Source organism: Brucella pecoris, from assembly GCF_006376675.1.
In the GTDB taxonomy this organism is placed as follows: domain Bacteria; phylum Pseudomonadota; class Alphaproteobacteria; order Rhizobiales; family Rhizobiaceae; genus Brucella; species Brucella pecoris.
This window is the reverse complement of sequence record NZ_VEWK01000003.1, coordinates 47,446-62,019: the sequence shown is the minus strand read 5'-3', so window position 1 is coordinate 62,019 and position 14,574 is coordinate 47,446. Positions and strand designations below refer to the sequence as shown.

The window sequence follows — 14,574 nt, the reverse complement described above, 5'->3', positions numbered from 1 at the left end:
TGAAAAGCCCGGAACTGCGGACTTTCCACCTCGCTTAAGAAAAGATTTACGATTTCAATCACTTGGCGTTAACTGCATATTTACCCTACCCGGTAACCATAAGGACAAGTTTTTTGCGTCCACAGGTAATCGAGTATCCCATGTCTCTTGTACGTCTTGCACATGAGTTGCCCATTGAGGCTCCGCGTACCGCCTGGCTTGATTCCATCATCAAAGGTGATTGCGTCGCGGCTCTGGAACGCCTGCCGGATCATTCCGTGGACGTTATTTTTGCCGATCCTCCCTATAATCTCCAGCTTGGCGGCGATTTGCATCGCCCCGACCATTCGATGGTCAGCGCAGTTGACGATCACTGGGATCAGTTCGAGAGCTTTCAGGCCTATGATGCCTTCACGCGTGCATGGCTTATGGCCTGCCGTCGTGTCCTGAAGCCGAATGGCACCATCTGGGTCATCGGCTCCTACCACAATATCTTCCGGGTTGGCTCGCAGTTGCAGGATCTCGGCTTCTGGCTCCTGAACGATGTCATCTGGCGCAAGACGAACCCGATGCCGAATTTCCGCGGCCGTCGTTTCCAGAACGCTCATGAAACGCTAATCTGGGCTTCGCGCGATCAGAAGGGCAAAGGTTACACTTTCAATTATGAAGCGATGAAGGCCGCCAATGACGACGTACAGATGCGCTCGGACTGGCTGTTCCCGATCTGCACCGGTTCTGAACGCCTGAAAGACGAAAATGGCGACAAGGTTCATCCAACCCAGAAGCCGGAAGCATTGCTTGCCCGCATCATGATGGCATCCAGCAAGCCTGGCGACGTCATTCTTGATCCGTTCTTCGGTTCTGGAACGACGGGTGCGGTTGCCAAGCGCCTCGGACGCCACTTCGTCGGTATCGAGCGCGAACAGAGCTATATCGATGCAGCGATGGCCCGTATTGACGCTGTTGAACCGCTCGGCAAAGCCGAACTGACGGTGATGACCGGCAAGCGGGCCGAACCGCGCGTGGCGTTCACCAGCGTTCTCGAAGCTGGCCTTCTTCGCCCCGGCACGGTGCTTTGTGATGAACGTCGCCGTTTTGCTGCCATTGTTCGCGCCGATGGTACGCTGGCTGCCAACGGTGAAGCGGGTTCGATCCATCGTATCGGTGCAAAGGTTCAGGGCTTTGATGCCTGCAATGGATGGACTTTCTGGCACTACGAGGAAAACGGCGCGCTGAAGCCAATTGATGCCCTGCGCAAGGTCATTCGCGACCAGATGGCAGTTGCAGGCGCTTAAAGCACATCCCGAAAGGTGCGAAGCGGTTTTCGGATAAGATGCGCAAACGATTAGATATCGGACGGCCTCCAGCATAGTCTGATAGTGAGGCGCTCGAAGCATCGGCTTCGGGCGCCTTCGCTATTTTAGGCACGGAGCATTTCCTGTTTTGATTGAATCGTAGGAGATGCTCTATTCGTTTGTTTTTACGCATGTCTTTACCCCGAAGCCGGTTCCCGATTTCAGGGATGCTCTAAAGCGTGTCGCCGTTAACCGGATTCATGATTCCAGTTTGGCTTGAAGTATGCTTCACTTTGCCCATGGAAGGAGATGCACCATGGGCTAGCCGCATCCGATAGAGTTGCGTGAGCGTGTTGTTGCGCTTGTGAATGAGGGGCATGGCAACCGTGAAGCCGTTCGGCATTTCCGGGGTTCGCTTCGGTTCGTCAACAACATGGTGATCCTGCATCAGTAATCCGGTTCTCTGATCGCCGCCAAGCAGGACCACCCGCCTGGTGGTGCGAATCTCTTGGCTCATGGGGATTGGGTCCGCGAGCGGATGTCTGTCCGTAGAGTAACGACTTTGGACGAACTGTGGGTTGCGTTCGCGGAGCGCGGCATTGAAGTCCAACGTGCCACGGTAGGGCGATTTCTGCACCGGCTCGGGCTGAGCAATAAAAAAGCCCCAAGGCAAGCGAGCAGCGCAGGCTTGAGATCGCCAAGGCGCGTGACCTGCGGATCAACCGTCGAAAGCGGTTCTTCAACAAAGCCTTGGCGCGGCTCATCTTTATCGACGAGACCTCCACGAATACGCGCCTGACAAAACGCACCGGATGGTCGGCCAAAGGAAGTCGCTTTGCCGACTATGTTCCGTTCGGGAACTGGAAGACGCAGACCTTCATTGCCGGACTGTGCTGCCATGGCCTGACCGCGCCATGGATCGTCGACGCTCCGATGAACAGCCGCATCTTCGAAAAATGGATTGTGAGACACCGCTTGTGCCGACACTGTCGCCCGGTGACGTCGTGATCCTCGATAATGTCGGCTTCCACAAAAGCGAAAGGGCGGAACAGTTGGTCAAGGCGGAAGGCGCATGGCTTCTATTCCTGCCGTCCTATTCGCCAGACCTGAATCCCATCGAAATGGCCTTCTCAAAACTCAAGGCACTCCTGCGAAAGCGCGCCGCGCGAAGCTTCGATGCCATCTCCAATGCTCTCGGTGGCATCATCAGCCTCTTCTCCGTCACCGAATGCCTAAACTTCTTCAAGGCAGCAGGATATGAGGCTGAATAAATGCGACACGCTTTAGCCTGTTTTGCCTGTGACAGCCCTGATACAGGCAAGCACCATATCTTGCGCCCGTTTCCTGTGCTTTTATTCGCGGTCAACTTGTTATAAGGTTTTGGCAGGAACTTATAACGCTGCTAACGGTAAGATCGGCTATAAGGTTTTTGGCAGGAACTTATAACGACATAGTTCAACTCGCCGCCGGTACGACCAACTCATTCGAAAAGGCCAAGGATGAAAGAGATCGACATCAGCTATAGAACGATGTTCGCGGAGTTGGCGCAGCGGACAATGGATGCACAATTCGTAGCAGACTTTCCTTTAGAAGGATGGTTTGTGACCGTAACTGTCAAAGATCGCGATTATTGGTATTTCGATCTCCCCACCCCCGAGGGCAAAGACAAACGAAGCTACGTCGGCCCCGCGAGCGACGAAGCCATCGCTAAGCGGGTAAGAGCCCACAAAGAGATCAAGGACAACATCCGAGAGCGTAGACGCATGGTTAGCACGCTGCGACGCGCCGGCCTTCCCGGTCCTGATCCCTTCGCTGGTGACGTCACGAAAGCCTTGGCCGATGCTGGGTTGTTCCGGCTGCGCGCCATCTTGATTGGGTCGGTGGCATTCAGCACCTATGCTGGAATGCTCGGTGTCCGGCTGCCCTCTGCCGCGCTGCAGACAGGCGACGCAGACTTCGCTCAGGACTTCGCAATATCGGCTGGTGTCCAAGATAGTCTCCCGCCAATCCTCGAAATCCTCCAGTCAGTCGACCCTGAATTCCGCGCGATTCCGCACCAGGCCGATAAGGCTAAGGTGGTCGCCTTCGTGAACGCCAAAGGCTATCGGGTGGAGTTCTTGACCGGAAATCGGGGATCAGAAGAATACACTGGCAAGCCGTCGCCCATGCCCGCCCTCGGCGGCGCGTCGGCGGAGAATCTGCGGTTCCTTGATTACCTGATCTACGAGCCTATCCGCACAGTGCTACTTTTCCGCGAAGGCATAAACGTTCTCGTTCCTGCTCCCGAGAGGTATGCCGTACACAAGCTGATTGTGTCGTCGCGAAGACTCACTGACACGTTGGGGCGTTTGAAAGCTGACAAAGATCTAACGCAAGCCGCTTTGCTCTTCGAAGCCCTCGTGCAAACGCGCCACGGCATTGAACTAAGCGATGCTTGGGAGGAAGCATGGGAGCGCGGTGATGCATGGAAAGAGGGTATTGTCAGCGGCCTATCTAGACTACCCAAAAACGGAGTTGAAGCGTTAAGAGAGGCACTCGGGTCCGATTTTGTCGAAGGCTTACTAAAAAGGTGATCGACAGATTTCGCGAGAAACGAAAGACGACGACAGGCCAGTCTATGATTAGGCATAAAAGGCCGTGATCCGCTCTACCGCTGCCATAGCGAAAGGGCGTGACGTTGGTCAAGGCGGAAGGCGCATGGCTTCTATTCCTGCCGTCCTATTCGCCAGACCTGAATCCCATCGAAATGGCCTTCTCAAAACTTAAGGCACTCCTGCGAAAGCGAGCCGCACGAAGCTTCGATGCCATCTCCTATGCTCTCGGTGACATCATCAGCCTCTTCTCCGTCACCGAATGCCTAAACTTCTTCAAGGCAGCAGGATATGAGGCTGAATAAATGCGACACGCTTTAGAAGGCGAGACCCAGGGCTTTCAAATCAGCGCCCAACTTGCCCGCATCCGTAAAATGCACAGCCTGCCAGCCAGCCTGTCTGGCGCCATCCACATTGTGCATTGTGTCATCGATGAAAAGCGTTGCCGCGGGATCAAGGTCGAACGATGCAACGTGATGATCGTAGATTTCGCGGTCAGGTTTCAGCATATGAATGTCGCCCGATACGGTGACGCCCCGACTTTCGGCCAGAAAGGGAAAGCGAATCTGTGCTTCTCGGAAAGTGTCTAAAGCAAAATTCGTCAGCATGGTGACGTCATTGCCATGGCTGATCAGACCGCGCAGAATTTCGACGCTGTCCTCGTACGCATGGGGAACCATGCGGTTCCAGTTTTGCCGGAACGCACGAATATGATCGCGTTTCTCGGGATATGTATCGATCAGAAGTGATTCTGCTTCCTGCCAGCTTCTGCCGCGATCCTGTTCGATATTCCATGCGCTGGTGCAGATGTTTTCCAGAAACCACCGCCGTTCCGAAGCATCGGGAATGACATCGAGATAAGCAAGTTCAGGATCATAGTGGATCAGAACTCGGCCAATATCGAAGACGACATGCTTGACGGGACTGTTCAATGGTTTCTCCTCCCTCGTTTGAATGCTTCTGGTATGGCGGCGATGATCGCCTTTTTCATGACGGTGGGCAGCGCCTCATCGGAAAGGTCGTCTGGCTGTGACCACCATCCATCCGTAGACGCACTCTTGCTGACATTCTCGGAGCGATAGACCGACAATCTCAGTTCGAAATGTGTAAAAACATGCGTGATTGAACCGGAAGCGTTCCATTGTGCCGGGAACGGTGCTGCAGCGATTGTTGCATCTCCGTCGATACGCGCCGTCCAGTGGCTGCCTGGAACTTCGGTCATTCCGGCAAGCAGGCCTTCACCTTTCCGCTTGCGCAGGAGAATTGAACCATCCTCCGCAATGGCGATGAATGCCGCCCCGGTGCGAATTGGCTTTTCTGCTTTGGGGGCCTTTACCGGAAACTCCTCCGGATCGCGTGATTTGAGAGCCAAGCAATCATCGTTGAGCGGGCAGATCGCACAGGCTGGCCGTCGTGGCGTGCATATGGTTGCGCCCAGATCCATCATGGCCTGAGCAAAGTCTCCCGGTCTGTCGATGGGCGTCATTTGACCCATGAGTGCGCGGATTTCAGCTTTTGCAGCGGGCAGGGGCGTGTCGATTGTGTAGAGCCGCGAAATTACACGCTCCACATTGCCGTCGACCACGGCAGTCGCCTCGCCAAACGCGATTGCGGCGATTGCCGCCGAAGTGTAATCGCCGATGCCCGGCAGTTCCTTCAGTGCAATGGCATTGTCCGGAAACTTGCCGTTGTGCCGTAAGGCCACGGCGTCGGCACATTTTTTCAAGTTACGTGCACGCGAATAATAACCGAGCCCGGCCCATGCACGCAGAATATCGTCTTCACTCGCCTTTGCCATGGCCTGGACGGTGGGCCAGCGTTTTACGAATTTCATGAAGTAGGACTTGACCGCTTCCACCGTCGTCTGCTGAAGCATAATCTCGGAGAGCCAGACGCGATAGGGATCGGGCTTGACGCCGGAGGTCTGTTCGGACGGGCTCACGCGCCACGGCAGAATGCGATGGTGCCGGTCATACCAGCGCAAGAGCTTTGTGGATTGATCGGAATTGGTAGAATTCAGCATGAGAAGGACATCGGTTAACAGTTGGGCAGCATTCTGATTAATGCCTTATTTTTACAATTGATAGAAACAACGCTGTGCATAATAAATCCTAGCGCATAGAAGTCTCATTGTGGGCCTTCTGATGTGCTCGGTTGGAAAGAGAATAAGTGGACCATTCTATACCTGTCTATGTCATCAATCTTGCGCGGTCACGGGATCGCTGGGACAGGCTGAAGTCCAATGCGGATGCGCTTTCGATCGATCTGAGGCGCGTGGAAGCCGTTGAGGGAAAACTGCTGTCTCCGGAAGAACTGACGGATTTCGATGATGCAGGCTTTCGCCGTTGGCACGGTAAAACTGTACTGCCCGCGGAAATCGGTTGTTATTTCAGCCATATCCAAGTGCTGGAAATGATAGCCGCAGCACCTGAATCTTTTGCGGTCATTGTGGAAGATGACGTAGTTTTCACTCCTGCTTTTCAACCGTTCCTGACGTATTTGACAAAGGTGACGGGTTGGGATGCGGTTAAACTCGTGAATCACAGGACGTCTGCCTTTCGCCCGTTTCAAAAAGCCGACGATCAGTTTTCCATAGGTCGCTGTCTGCATGGCCCGCTGGGCAGTTCAGCAGCATATGTCGTAACCAGGGAAGGCGCGTCGAAAATGCTGAAGGCGCTCCGGCCCATGCGACTGCCTTATGATGTTGCATTGGAACGTGGGTGGGCTGGTGCATATCAGGTTTTTACGACCGACAAGCCGGTCGTCGAGTTTTCGGATATTGCGATTTCTACGATCGCTCAGGGGCGTTCTGCCTACGCCAAGAAGCGTTTACCCGTATACAAAAGGATAACTACCCTTCTGTTTCGAGCGACTGACTATGTCCGACGAATCGCCTACGCTCTTGATAAGAAACGCTTAAGAGAGGGCAGAGATTGAGTTATTTTAAAAAGTCTTTTCTCCTGCGGCGCCGGATAGATTCCTGGGTGCTCGGGATAGCGTCGGCCGCGATGCCCATTCGCATCGGTTTTGGACCGCTGATACTTTTCGTCTTTTCATGCATCGGCATTTATCTTGCCTGCGGACGTCACGCGACGACACGTATGTTCGCTAAAAAATTCTATCTTTTCATCGTCTTATATGCTGTATGGTCGTTGGGCTTGATCCTGTTTCGAGGCGAGCCCTTCCACGATAACCGGCAGATCGGCTATACTCTGCTAATTGCCATTTTCGCTTTTGCTGGTTCGGGGATGGTGCTCGTTCGCGATCCGTTGCGAGCTTATGTTCTCGGCGCGCGGGTTGGAACGTTGCTTGCCGTGGTCATCGCGCTTTATCTTGCTGTGACCAATGGCGGCCGTATTGGTGTCGGCGGCAATCAGGCAGTCTTTGCATTCGTTGCAGCAGTGGCGGCGATCTCGGCTGCAGTCCCCCTGCGCAATGCCTCCCGATATTTGCCGAACGGCCCACATTGGCTGGTGTTGGGGTTCACTGCGGTTTTAACTTCTGAAACACGAGCAGTCATTGTGGTCTTGCCGATATTTGCGGCCATAGAAATTCTTATTTTCCTAAGGCGTTTCAGCATCCGGCAACAGGGAGCGGCTTATGCGATACTGTTCGCAGCAATAGCGGCTCTCGTCGTTGTCGGACCGGTTGGCGATATTATCTCCAAACGGTTCGCGGGTATGGTGGAATATTATGACAGCGGCAACAGTTCCAACTGGAACGATAAAGTGTCTGCCGATATCCGTGAGGTCATGTGGACGAGCGCGTCCCATGTCATCAAAACTCACCCTTTCACAGGAGTCGGCTCCTATTCGAAGATGGATTTCGTGAAGGCTGAGGCTGGTGACAAGGCTCCAATGTTGGAAGGCTTCCGTCATGTCCATAACACGATTCTTGATGAGTTGCTGAACGACGGGATTGTCGGCCTTATCTTTATGGCGTGTGCATTTATCTCGATCTTTGTCTATCTGTGGCGTACAGCCGATAGCTGGGCGATGCGACGAGCATTGATTTACTTCGCGGCGGTGTGCGGCAGCTACGGAATGTTGCACAATCCGCTTTTGCACGAGGTGACCATCGCCTCGACTATGTTCTTCCTCGCAGCACTGAATGCGGCTGCATCGCGGCGAATGATGGCCGCGCGCCGCGCAGGTCTCACCTCGTATATTTTTGGAAAGAAATCAGCCGCATGAAAGCCATTGTAACGGGCGCAGCCGGGTTTATCGGGTTCCACACGGCGCAACGACTGCTAGATGAAGGCTGGCAGGTCATTGGCATAGACAATGTGAATGACTATTATTCGGTTGCCCTGAAAGAAACCCGGCTCTCCAAACTTCATATGAGGGAAGGCTTCCGGTTCGCAAAGGCGGATATTTCCGATGCAGAAGCGATCAATGCGGCGATCGGCGCTGATCGGGATGCAGATATCATCGTGCATCTGGCAGCACAGGCGGGTGTGCGATACTCCATTGAGAACCCCACCGTCTATATCTCCGCTAATGTGCAGGGACAGGTCACGGTCTTCGAAACCGCGCTGAGACTGGATAAGCGACCGCCTGTCGTTTATGCCAGCTCATCGTCGGTCTATGGCGCGAATGAAAAGGTGCCTTTCTCCGAAAGCGATCCTGTCGATCATCCCGTCTCGATCTATGCCGCGACAAAGCGTTCGGGCGAACTACTGGCCTACTCCTACCGTCACGTGCACAAGCTCCACTCTGCGGGCTTGCGCTTCTTTACCGTCTACGGTCCTTACGGGCGGCCTGACATGGCGCCATGGCTGTTCACGTCCGCGATCCTCAAGGGTGAGCCGATCCGGGTGTTCAATAATGGTGAGATGCAGCGGGACTTCACCTTCGTGGACGATATCGTCAGCGGTGTAGTCGGTGCGGTACGGCGCATACTCGACAAGCCGGAAGATACCGCACCTGTTTATAATCTTGGCAACAACCGGCCCGTAATGCTGAACGATTTCATTGCTGCAATCGAGAAAGCGACGGGCAAGGAGGCAATCCGTAAGCTGGAACCTATGCCAGCCGCCGACGTGCCGCGCACCTATGCCGACATCACGCTTGCTGCTGGCGATCTTGGCTTTAGCCCGAAAACGACACTCGATCAGGGGATTCCTTTGTTTGTCGAGTGGTTTCGCGGCTATAATGGAGCGCGATGAGCGAACCAACATCCAGACGCGGCTTCAGGCCGCTGGCAGACATGGCTTCGGGTCTGGTGGACCCGATGCTGCAAAAGCGTGCCGGTATCAATCTCGCCTTGCTTCAGTCGTGGGAAGATATTGTCGGGCCTGCCATCGGTGCAACGTCACGTCCGCTGCGCATTATCTGGCCGCGCCGTCTGCATGAGGACGATCCGTTTTCACCAGCAACGCTGATTATCGCCTGCGAAGGCTTCGCTGCCTTGCAAGTCCAGCATGAAACAGGGGAAATTATCAGTCGTATTAATGGCTTTCTCGGCTTCTCCGCAGTCGGGCGCATTCGCATCGAACAGAAGCCACCAGTCATTCCAGCCAAGCGTCGGATAAAGAGGCTGGCGCCGCTTGGGCCTGCCGAAGAACGCCGCATCGACAAGGCCACGGACGGTATCGAAGATGACGCGCTTCGCGCAGCACTGGCACGTCTTGGCAAGAACATTCTCGCAGAGAAGCGGACAATCGGTCGAAAAGACGGTAAGGACAGCTGAATTCGGCCTGCTGCCATAAAATTGATGCAAGCTTTCAGCAGTTTGAACTTGGCACCCCAATTGATTGTCGCAAATATGAAGACAAAAAACGCAAGGCGCTGACTTTCATGTGAACGCTGCGGGTCTAGCGAAGTGCGATCTGCCGCTTTAGATTGTATGTCGAAGTCAACTATTGAAACAGGACTGGATGATTCGGATGCCTGCAGCGTTTAATCGCAGACACGTTATTTCTCTTGCCGGAGCAGCGGCTGCCGGGCTGGCGTTTGCCGGTGGCGCGAATGCGCAGCAGCGCGATCCTGAAGGCACCGTTGATGCGGCCAAGATTGCCGAACCCGGCAAGCTCAAGGATATGGTCTATGGCAAGGCTGACGCGCCGGTCACCATCGTTGAATATGCATCGCTGACCTGCCCACATTGCGCAGATTTTACGATCAACACATTCCCGAAAATCAAGGAAAAATATATCGATACGGGCAAAGCACGGCTCATCTTCCGTGAGTTCCCGTTCGATCCGCGCGCGACTGCCGCTTTCATGCTGGCGCGCTGCGCACCGGAAGACCGTTATTTCCCGATGGTCGACGTTTTCTTCAAGCAGCAGCAGCAGTGGGCAACCGCCGAAGACGGTGAGGCAGCTCTCCTGCAAATTGCAAAACTTGCCGGTTTTACACAGGAGTCCTTCAAGGCTTGCTTGACGAACCAGCAAGTTCTCGATGATGTGAGAGCAACGATGGAGCGTGGGTCGAAGGATTTCGGTGTGAATGCAACGCCGACTTTCTTCATTAACGGACAAAAATACGCTGGAGCGCTTTCGGTTGACGAAATGTCGGCAATCATCGACAAGCTTCTCTGATCCGTTTTTCAGATCGAAAAGCGGGCGCTTCTCTGCGCCCGCTTTTTGCGTTTTTGAGATAGGGCATTTCCAGCAAAATTGCGAAGCGGTTTTGCGTGGGATAATGCGTACAAACAATGAGCAGGAGCGGTTCCAGTACCCAGTTTTAACAGGCACCGCTCTCGCTGCAGGAGGGGCATTCTGATGCGCTTCTCCAAGCTGCGCCTTGTTGGTTTCAAATCCTTCGTCGAGCCCATGGAGTTCGTCATCGAAGGCGGGCTGACCGGCGTTGTCGGCCCAAATGGCTGCGGCAAATCCAATCTGGTCGAAGCGTTGCGCTGGGTGATGGGTGAAAACTCATACAAGAACATGCGCGCCTCCGGCATGGACGATGTGATCTTTTCCGGCTCGGCCACGCGGCCCGCGCGCAATACTGCGGAAGTCACGCTTTTTCTCGACAATTCCGACCGCACTGCGCCTGCCGCTTACAATGATGCGGACGAATTGCAGGTCTCTCGCCGTATCGAACGGGAATCCGGGTCGGTCTATCGCATCAATGGCAAGGAAGCGCGTGCCAAGGATGTGCAGCTTCTCTTTGCGGACCAGTCCACCGGCGCACGTTCGCCCTCCATGGTCGGGCAGGGGCGCATTGGCGAGCTTATTCAGGCAAAGCCGCAAGCCCGTCGTGCGCTTCTGGAAGAAGCGGCTGGCATCTCCGGCCTGCATACGCGCCGTCATGAGGCCGAGCTGCGCTTGCGTGCTGCTGAAACCAATCTCGAGCGTTTGGACGATGTGGTTGGCGAGCTTGGAAGCCAGATCGAAAGTCTGAAACGTCAGGCGCGTCAGGCAAACCGCTTCAAGGCACTTTCCGCAGATATTCGCCGGGCGGAAGCCGCACTTCTGCATTTGCGCTGGTCGCAGGCAAAGATGCAGGAAGGCGAGGCGCAAAGCGCCCTGGCGCAGGCAACCTCGGCTGTCGGTGACATGGCGCAAGCCCAGATGAACGCGGCGAAAGTACAGGCGGTCGGCGCACACAAACTGCCCGAACTGCGTGAGGCTGAAGCGAAAGCCGCGGCTGCATTGCAGCGCCTTTCCATTGCCAGAACGCAGCTTGATGAGGAAGGCGAACGTCTTCGTGCCCGTCGGGCAGAGTTGATAAAGCGTCTTGAGCAGCTTTCCGCCGACATCGCGCGCGAAGAAGAAATGATGCGTGAGAACGCCGACATTCTGGCGCGTCTCGATGACGAAGAACAGGAACTGATCGCTTCCGCTGAAGAATCCGGCGAGCGCGATCAGGAACTGCATGCACTGTTTGAGGAAGCGGAAGTTCAATTGCAGGACAGCGAGAGCGCTTTGTCCCGCGTGACGGCCGAACGTGCCGAAGCTGCCGCAGAGCGTGTGCAGATCGAACGTGTATTGAAGGAAACACGTGATCGTCGTGACCGTCTTTCTGTCCAGATGGAAGCGATCGAGCGCGACATCGCTGCTGTCGCGGAACAGATCGGTGGCCTGTTCGATCCGGCGGAAAAGCGCATCGTAGTCGATCGCTGTGCGGAAGAACTGGCATCCGCTGAGGAACTGGTCGCAAGCGCGGAAGAGCTCGTTGCAAGCGCGCGCGAAGCGGAAGCCGCCAGCCGCCAACCTTTGAGCGAGGCGCGTACCGAACTGAATCGCATCGAAACGGAAGCGCAGACGTTGGCCCGCATTCTGAATGCTGGTGAAACAGGGCAATTCCCGCCAGTGGTGGAAGAACTGCGTGTTGAGAAAGGCTATGAAGTAGCACTTGGTGCGGCACTCGGTGAAGATCTTGACGCGGCCAGCGATGAACATGCACCGGTCTACTGGGCTTACAATCCCGCAGCCAATGCCGATCCCGCTCTGCCCGACGGCGTGACACCCTTGGATCGGCTGGTAGAAGGGCCGCAGCAATTACGCCGTAGGCTGGCACAGGTCGGCGTTGTCTCGGAAAGTGAAGGCAAGCGCCTGCAGGCCATGTTGCGGCCCGGCCAGCGGCTCGTCAGCAAGACCGGAGCGCTCTGGCGCTGGGATGGCTATACGGCAAGCGCTGATGCGCCGACCCCGACAGCTCAGCGACTGGCACAAAAAAACCGGTTGGTGGAACTCGAACAGGAAGCGATTGCCGCGCGCAAACGTGCCGAGCAGGCTGAGCAGGATGTGCAGCGAACCGAAGCAGGCGTCCGCAAGGCCGTCGAACAGGAACGTGTCGCGCGCGATCAATGGCGTGCCAACCAGCGCAAGCTTGATGAAGCGCGTGAGGCTCTCGCGGCTGCGGAGCGTGCAGCAGGCCAATTGGCAACACGCCGTGCCGGTCTGGAAGACAGCAAGGCGCATCTGGAAGAAAATCTCGAAGAAGCGCAGATCCGTGTCACGGAAGCCGAAGAGCGGCTTGGCGAAATGCCGGATATCGATGCGATTGGCGAACGCCTTGCCGCATTGAGCAGCGAAGTCATGTCGGACCGCACGGCTTTGGCAGAAGCGCGCGCCGCCTATGAGGGGCTGCGGCGCGAGGCTGATGCTCGCAAACGGCGGCTGGAAATGATTGCGCTGGAGCGTCGCAACTGGAAATCCCGCGCCGAAAATGCTGACCGACATATTGCTGCTTTGAATGATCGCCGTGCGGAAACGGCGGATGAGGCCGAGGCCCTTGCGGAAGCGCCTGACGAAATCGAGAACCGCCGCCGGGCACTGTTGAACGAGCTTTCGCAGGCCGATGCCCTTCGGAAACAGGCTGGCGATATTCTGGCCGAGGCTGAGGCTGCGCAGGCGGAACTCGATAAGACGGCGACCCTTGCCATCCAGCAACTGGCTGCAAGTCGCGAACAGCGTGCGCGTGCCGAAGAACGTCTTGCAGCGGCAGAAGAACGACGCAAGGATGCTGAAGCCCGGATCGCCGAAGCACTGAACTGCCCACCGCACGAGGCTATTCGCCAGACGGGTTTAAGGCCGGATGAGGCTTTGCCCGATCCCGATCAGCTTGAACGCCAGTTGGAGCGGTTGAAGATTGAGCGGGAGCGGCTCGGTGCAGTCAATCTGCGCGCCGATGAGGAACAGGAAGAACTGTCTGGCCGCCTCGATACCATCGTCTCCGAGCGCGAAGACGTGATCGAGGCGATCAAGAAATTGCGTCAGGCGATCCAGAGCCTCAACCGCGAGGGACGCGAACGCCTGCTGGCTGCGTTCGACGTGGTGAATGTGCAGTTCCAGCGCCTGTTCACGCATCTCTTTGGCGGCGGCACGGCTGAACTGCAACTGATCGAAAGCGACGATCCGCTGGAAGCCGGTCTGGAAATCCTAGCCCGTCCGCCCGGCAAGAAGCCGCAGACCATGACGCTGCTTTCCGGCGGCGAGCAGGCGCTGACGGCCATGGCGCTCATTTTTGCAGTGTTCCTCACCAATCCGGCACCGATTTGCGTGCTGGACGAAGTGGATGCACCGCTCGACGATCATAACGTCGAGCGCTACTGCAATCTGATGGATGAAATGGCGGCTTCGACCGAAACGCGCTTCGTGGTCATCACGCATAATCCGATCACTATGGCACGCATGAACCGTCTCTTCGGCGTGACGATGGGTGAACAGGGCGTGAGTCAGCTCGTTTCTGTGGACTTGCAGACGGCTGAACGGCTGCGCGAAACGGGATGACGATCATAAATCTTCAGAGCTAACAGCAGGGGCGACAATTTCGGTCGCGTAAATCACTGGATCGTGTAACGTCCTAGCGCCACTTATATCCACCGGGATGCCTGCCATTGCTGACGAAAACGTTTATCCGTCGCGACGGCACGGGCCGGAGGCATCATCAGCTCGGCAATCTGAGCCTGAATGTTGGGAAATGGCGCGCGCGCGAGGGCGATGTCGGTGCGGCGCAGAACGGCGTCGTTGCTTGGCGTTTCTGGAACAGCGCTTCGGGGAAGGTTACAAGGATGGCGGTGGCCTACCACTCTTGCCGACGCGGCTGATGGCAGGACTTGCAATCCTCCCGCCTATCTGCGCGATCTCTTCATCAGCCTCGCCAACGGTCATCTGGCCAAAGACATCGACGCCCTGATGCCATGGGCATATGCCGTCCACATCAATGCCTCTCAATGAGCTCATCCGGCACTATACGGCGAGCTCATTGCATCATTCACCGCATTTCAACGCAAAAGCGTGCCAACCAAGGACCAAC

At 55.9% G+C, this 14,574-nt stretch carries 13 protein-coding genes and 2 pseudogenes; 12 read left to right on the top strand and 3 right to left on the bottom strand.

Going from position 1 to position 14,574, the window contains the following annotated elements; genetic code table 11:
- The first annotated feature begins 140 nt into the window (after positions 1-140).
- On the top strand, positions 141-1,274 hold the full coding sequence (locus tag FIB18_RS06830) for a site-specific DNA-methyltransferase (protein ID WP_109986196.1): 1,134 nt from the start codon (positions 141-143) through the stop codon (positions 1,272-1,274).
- A gap of 232 nt (positions 1,275-1,506) precedes the next feature.
- Here the strand turns inward: FIB18_RS06830 and FIB18_RS25170 are convergent, their stop codons facing one another.
- Positions 1,507-1,791, bottom strand: a complete 285-nt coding sequence (locus FIB18_RS25170) for a hypothetical protein (protein WP_235894853.1) — start codon at positions 1,789-1,791, stop codon at positions 1,507-1,509.
- Between the two features lie 233 nt (positions 1,792-2,024).
- Between FIB18_RS25170 and FIB18_RS25335 the strand changes: the two genes are divergently transcribed.
- The 4 genes and pseudogenes from FIB18_RS25335 to FIB18_RS06815 form a co-directional block, all read left to right on the top strand.
- Positions 2,025-2,282, top strand: coding sequence for a transposase (locus FIB18_RS25335; RefSeq protein ID WP_268898984.1), 258 nt, complete (start codon positions 2,025-2,027; stop codon positions 2,280-2,282).
- Complete coding sequence (locus FIB18_RS25165) at positions 2,189-2,545, top strand: transposase (RefSeq protein ID WP_235894852.1); 357 nt, start codon at positions 2,189-2,191, stop codon at positions 2,543-2,545. Before FIB18_RS25335 ends, FIB18_RS25165 begins: the two co-directional genes overlap by 94 nt.
- 228 nt (positions 2,546-2,773) lie before the next feature.
- Positions 2,774-3,847, top strand: coding sequence for a nucleotidyltransferase family protein (locus FIB18_RS06820; RefSeq protein WP_140019997.1), 1,074 nt, complete (start codon positions 2,774-2,776; stop codon positions 3,845-3,847).
- Between the two features lie 110 nt (positions 3,848-3,957).
- Positions 3,958-4,170: pseudogene (locus tag FIB18_RS06815) on the top strand (transposase); the annotation flags it as partial.
- 12 nt (positions 4,171-4,182) lie between these two features.
- On the opposite strand, the gene FIB18_RS06810 reads toward FIB18_RS06815, so the two are convergent.
- Positions 4,183-4,797, bottom strand: coding sequence for an HAD-IA family hydrolase (locus FIB18_RS06810; protein ID WP_109986198.1), 615 nt, complete (start codon positions 4,795-4,797; stop codon positions 4,183-4,185).
- Entirely contained in the window at positions 4,794-5,888 is a 1,095-nt protein-coding gene (gene mutY / locus FIB18_RS06805; RefSeq protein ID WP_140019996.1) for an A/G-specific adenine glycosylase, read from the bottom strand. The genes FIB18_RS06810 and mutY overlap by 4 nt, the downstream gene beginning before the upstream one ends.
- A 146-nt stretch (positions 5,889-6,034) precedes the next feature.
- Here mutY and FIB18_RS06800 point away from each other — a divergent pair, with 146 nt between their 5' ends.
- The 7 genes and pseudogenes from FIB18_RS06800 to FIB18_RS24965 form a co-directional block, all read left to right on the top strand.
- Positions 6,035-6,802 (top strand): glycosyltransferase family 25 protein, encoded by a 768-nt coding sequence (locus FIB18_RS06800; RefSeq protein WP_140019995.1) that lies wholly within the window; start codon positions 6,035-6,037, stop codon positions 6,800-6,802.
- A 71-nt stretch (positions 6,803-6,873) separates the two neighbouring features.
- On the top strand, positions 6,874-8,058 hold the full coding sequence (locus tag FIB18_RS06795; protein ID WP_235894851.1) for an O-antigen ligase family protein: 1,185 nt from the start codon (positions 6,874-6,876) through the stop codon (positions 8,056-8,058).
- Positions 8,055-9,032 carry an SDR family NAD(P)-dependent oxidoreductase gene (locus FIB18_RS06790; RefSeq protein WP_140019993.1) on the top strand — a complete coding sequence of 326 codons (978 nt, stop codon included), beginning with the start codon at positions 8,055-8,057 and terminating at the stop codon, positions 9,030-9,032. The genes FIB18_RS06795 and FIB18_RS06790 overlap by 4 nt, the downstream gene beginning before the upstream one ends.
- Complete coding sequence (locus tag FIB18_RS06785) at positions 9,029-9,556, top strand: DUF721 domain-containing protein (protein ID WP_140019992.1); 528 nt, start codon at positions 9,029-9,031, stop codon at positions 9,554-9,556. Before FIB18_RS06790 ends, FIB18_RS06785 begins: the two co-directional genes overlap by 4 nt.
- A 196-nt stretch (positions 9,557-9,752) precedes the next feature.
- On the top strand, positions 9,753-10,406 hold the full coding sequence (locus FIB18_RS06780) for a DsbA family protein (RefSeq protein ID WP_040130231.1): 654 nt from the start codon (positions 9,753-9,755) through the stop codon (positions 10,404-10,406).
- A 183-nt stretch (positions 10,407-10,589) separates the two neighbouring features.
- Entirely contained in the window at positions 10,590-14,048 is a 3,459-nt protein-coding gene (gene smc, locus FIB18_RS06775) for a chromosome segregation protein SMC (RefSeq protein WP_140019991.1), read from the top strand.
- A gap of 333 nt (positions 14,049-14,381) precedes the next feature.
- Positions 14,382-14,495 (top strand): annotated as a pseudogene (locus FIB18_RS24965) (transposase domain-containing protein); the annotation flags it as partial.
- Between the last annotated feature and the right edge of the window lie 79 nt (positions 14,496-14,574).

Bases quoted from the DNA above. Each gene is read 5' to 3' on its own strand.
- FIB18_RS06830 (WP_109986196.1), top strand. From the start codon at position 141: ATGTCTCTTGTACGTCTTGCACATGAGTTGCCCATTGAGGCTCCGCGT.
- FIB18_RS25170 (WP_235894853.1), bottom strand. From the start codon at position 1,791: ATGAGCCAAGAGATTCGCACCACCAGGCGGGTGGTCCTGCTTGGCGGC.
- FIB18_RS25165 (WP_235894852.1), top strand. From the start codon at position 2,189: ATGGATCGTCGACGCTCCGATGAACAGCCGCATCTTCGAAAAATGGAT.
- FIB18_RS06820 (WP_140019997.1), top strand. From the start codon at position 2,774: ATGAAAGAGATCGACATCAGCTATAGAACGATGTTCGCGGAGTTGGCG.
- mutY (WP_140019996.1), bottom strand. From the start codon at position 5,888: ATGCTGAATTCTACCAATTCCGATCAATCCACAAAGCTCTTGCGCTGG.
- FIB18_RS06795 (WP_235894851.1), top strand. From the start codon at position 6,874: ATGCCCATTCGCATCGGTTTTGGACCGCTGATACTTTTCGTCTTTTCA.
- FIB18_RS06790 (WP_140019993.1), top strand. From the start codon at position 8,055: ATGAAAGCCATTGTAACGGGCGCAGCCGGGTTTATCGGGTTCCACACG.
- FIB18_RS06785 (WP_140019992.1), top strand. From the start codon at position 9,029: ATGAGCGAACCAACATCCAGACGCGGCTTCAGGCCGCTGGCAGACATG.
- FIB18_RS06780 (WP_040130231.1), top strand. From the start codon at position 9,753: ATGCCTGCAGCGTTTAATCGCAGACACGTTATTTCTCTTGCCGGAGCA.
- smc (WP_140019991.1), top strand. From the start codon at position 10,590: ATGCGCTTCTCCAAGCTGCGCCTTGTTGGTTTCAAATCCTTCGTCGAG.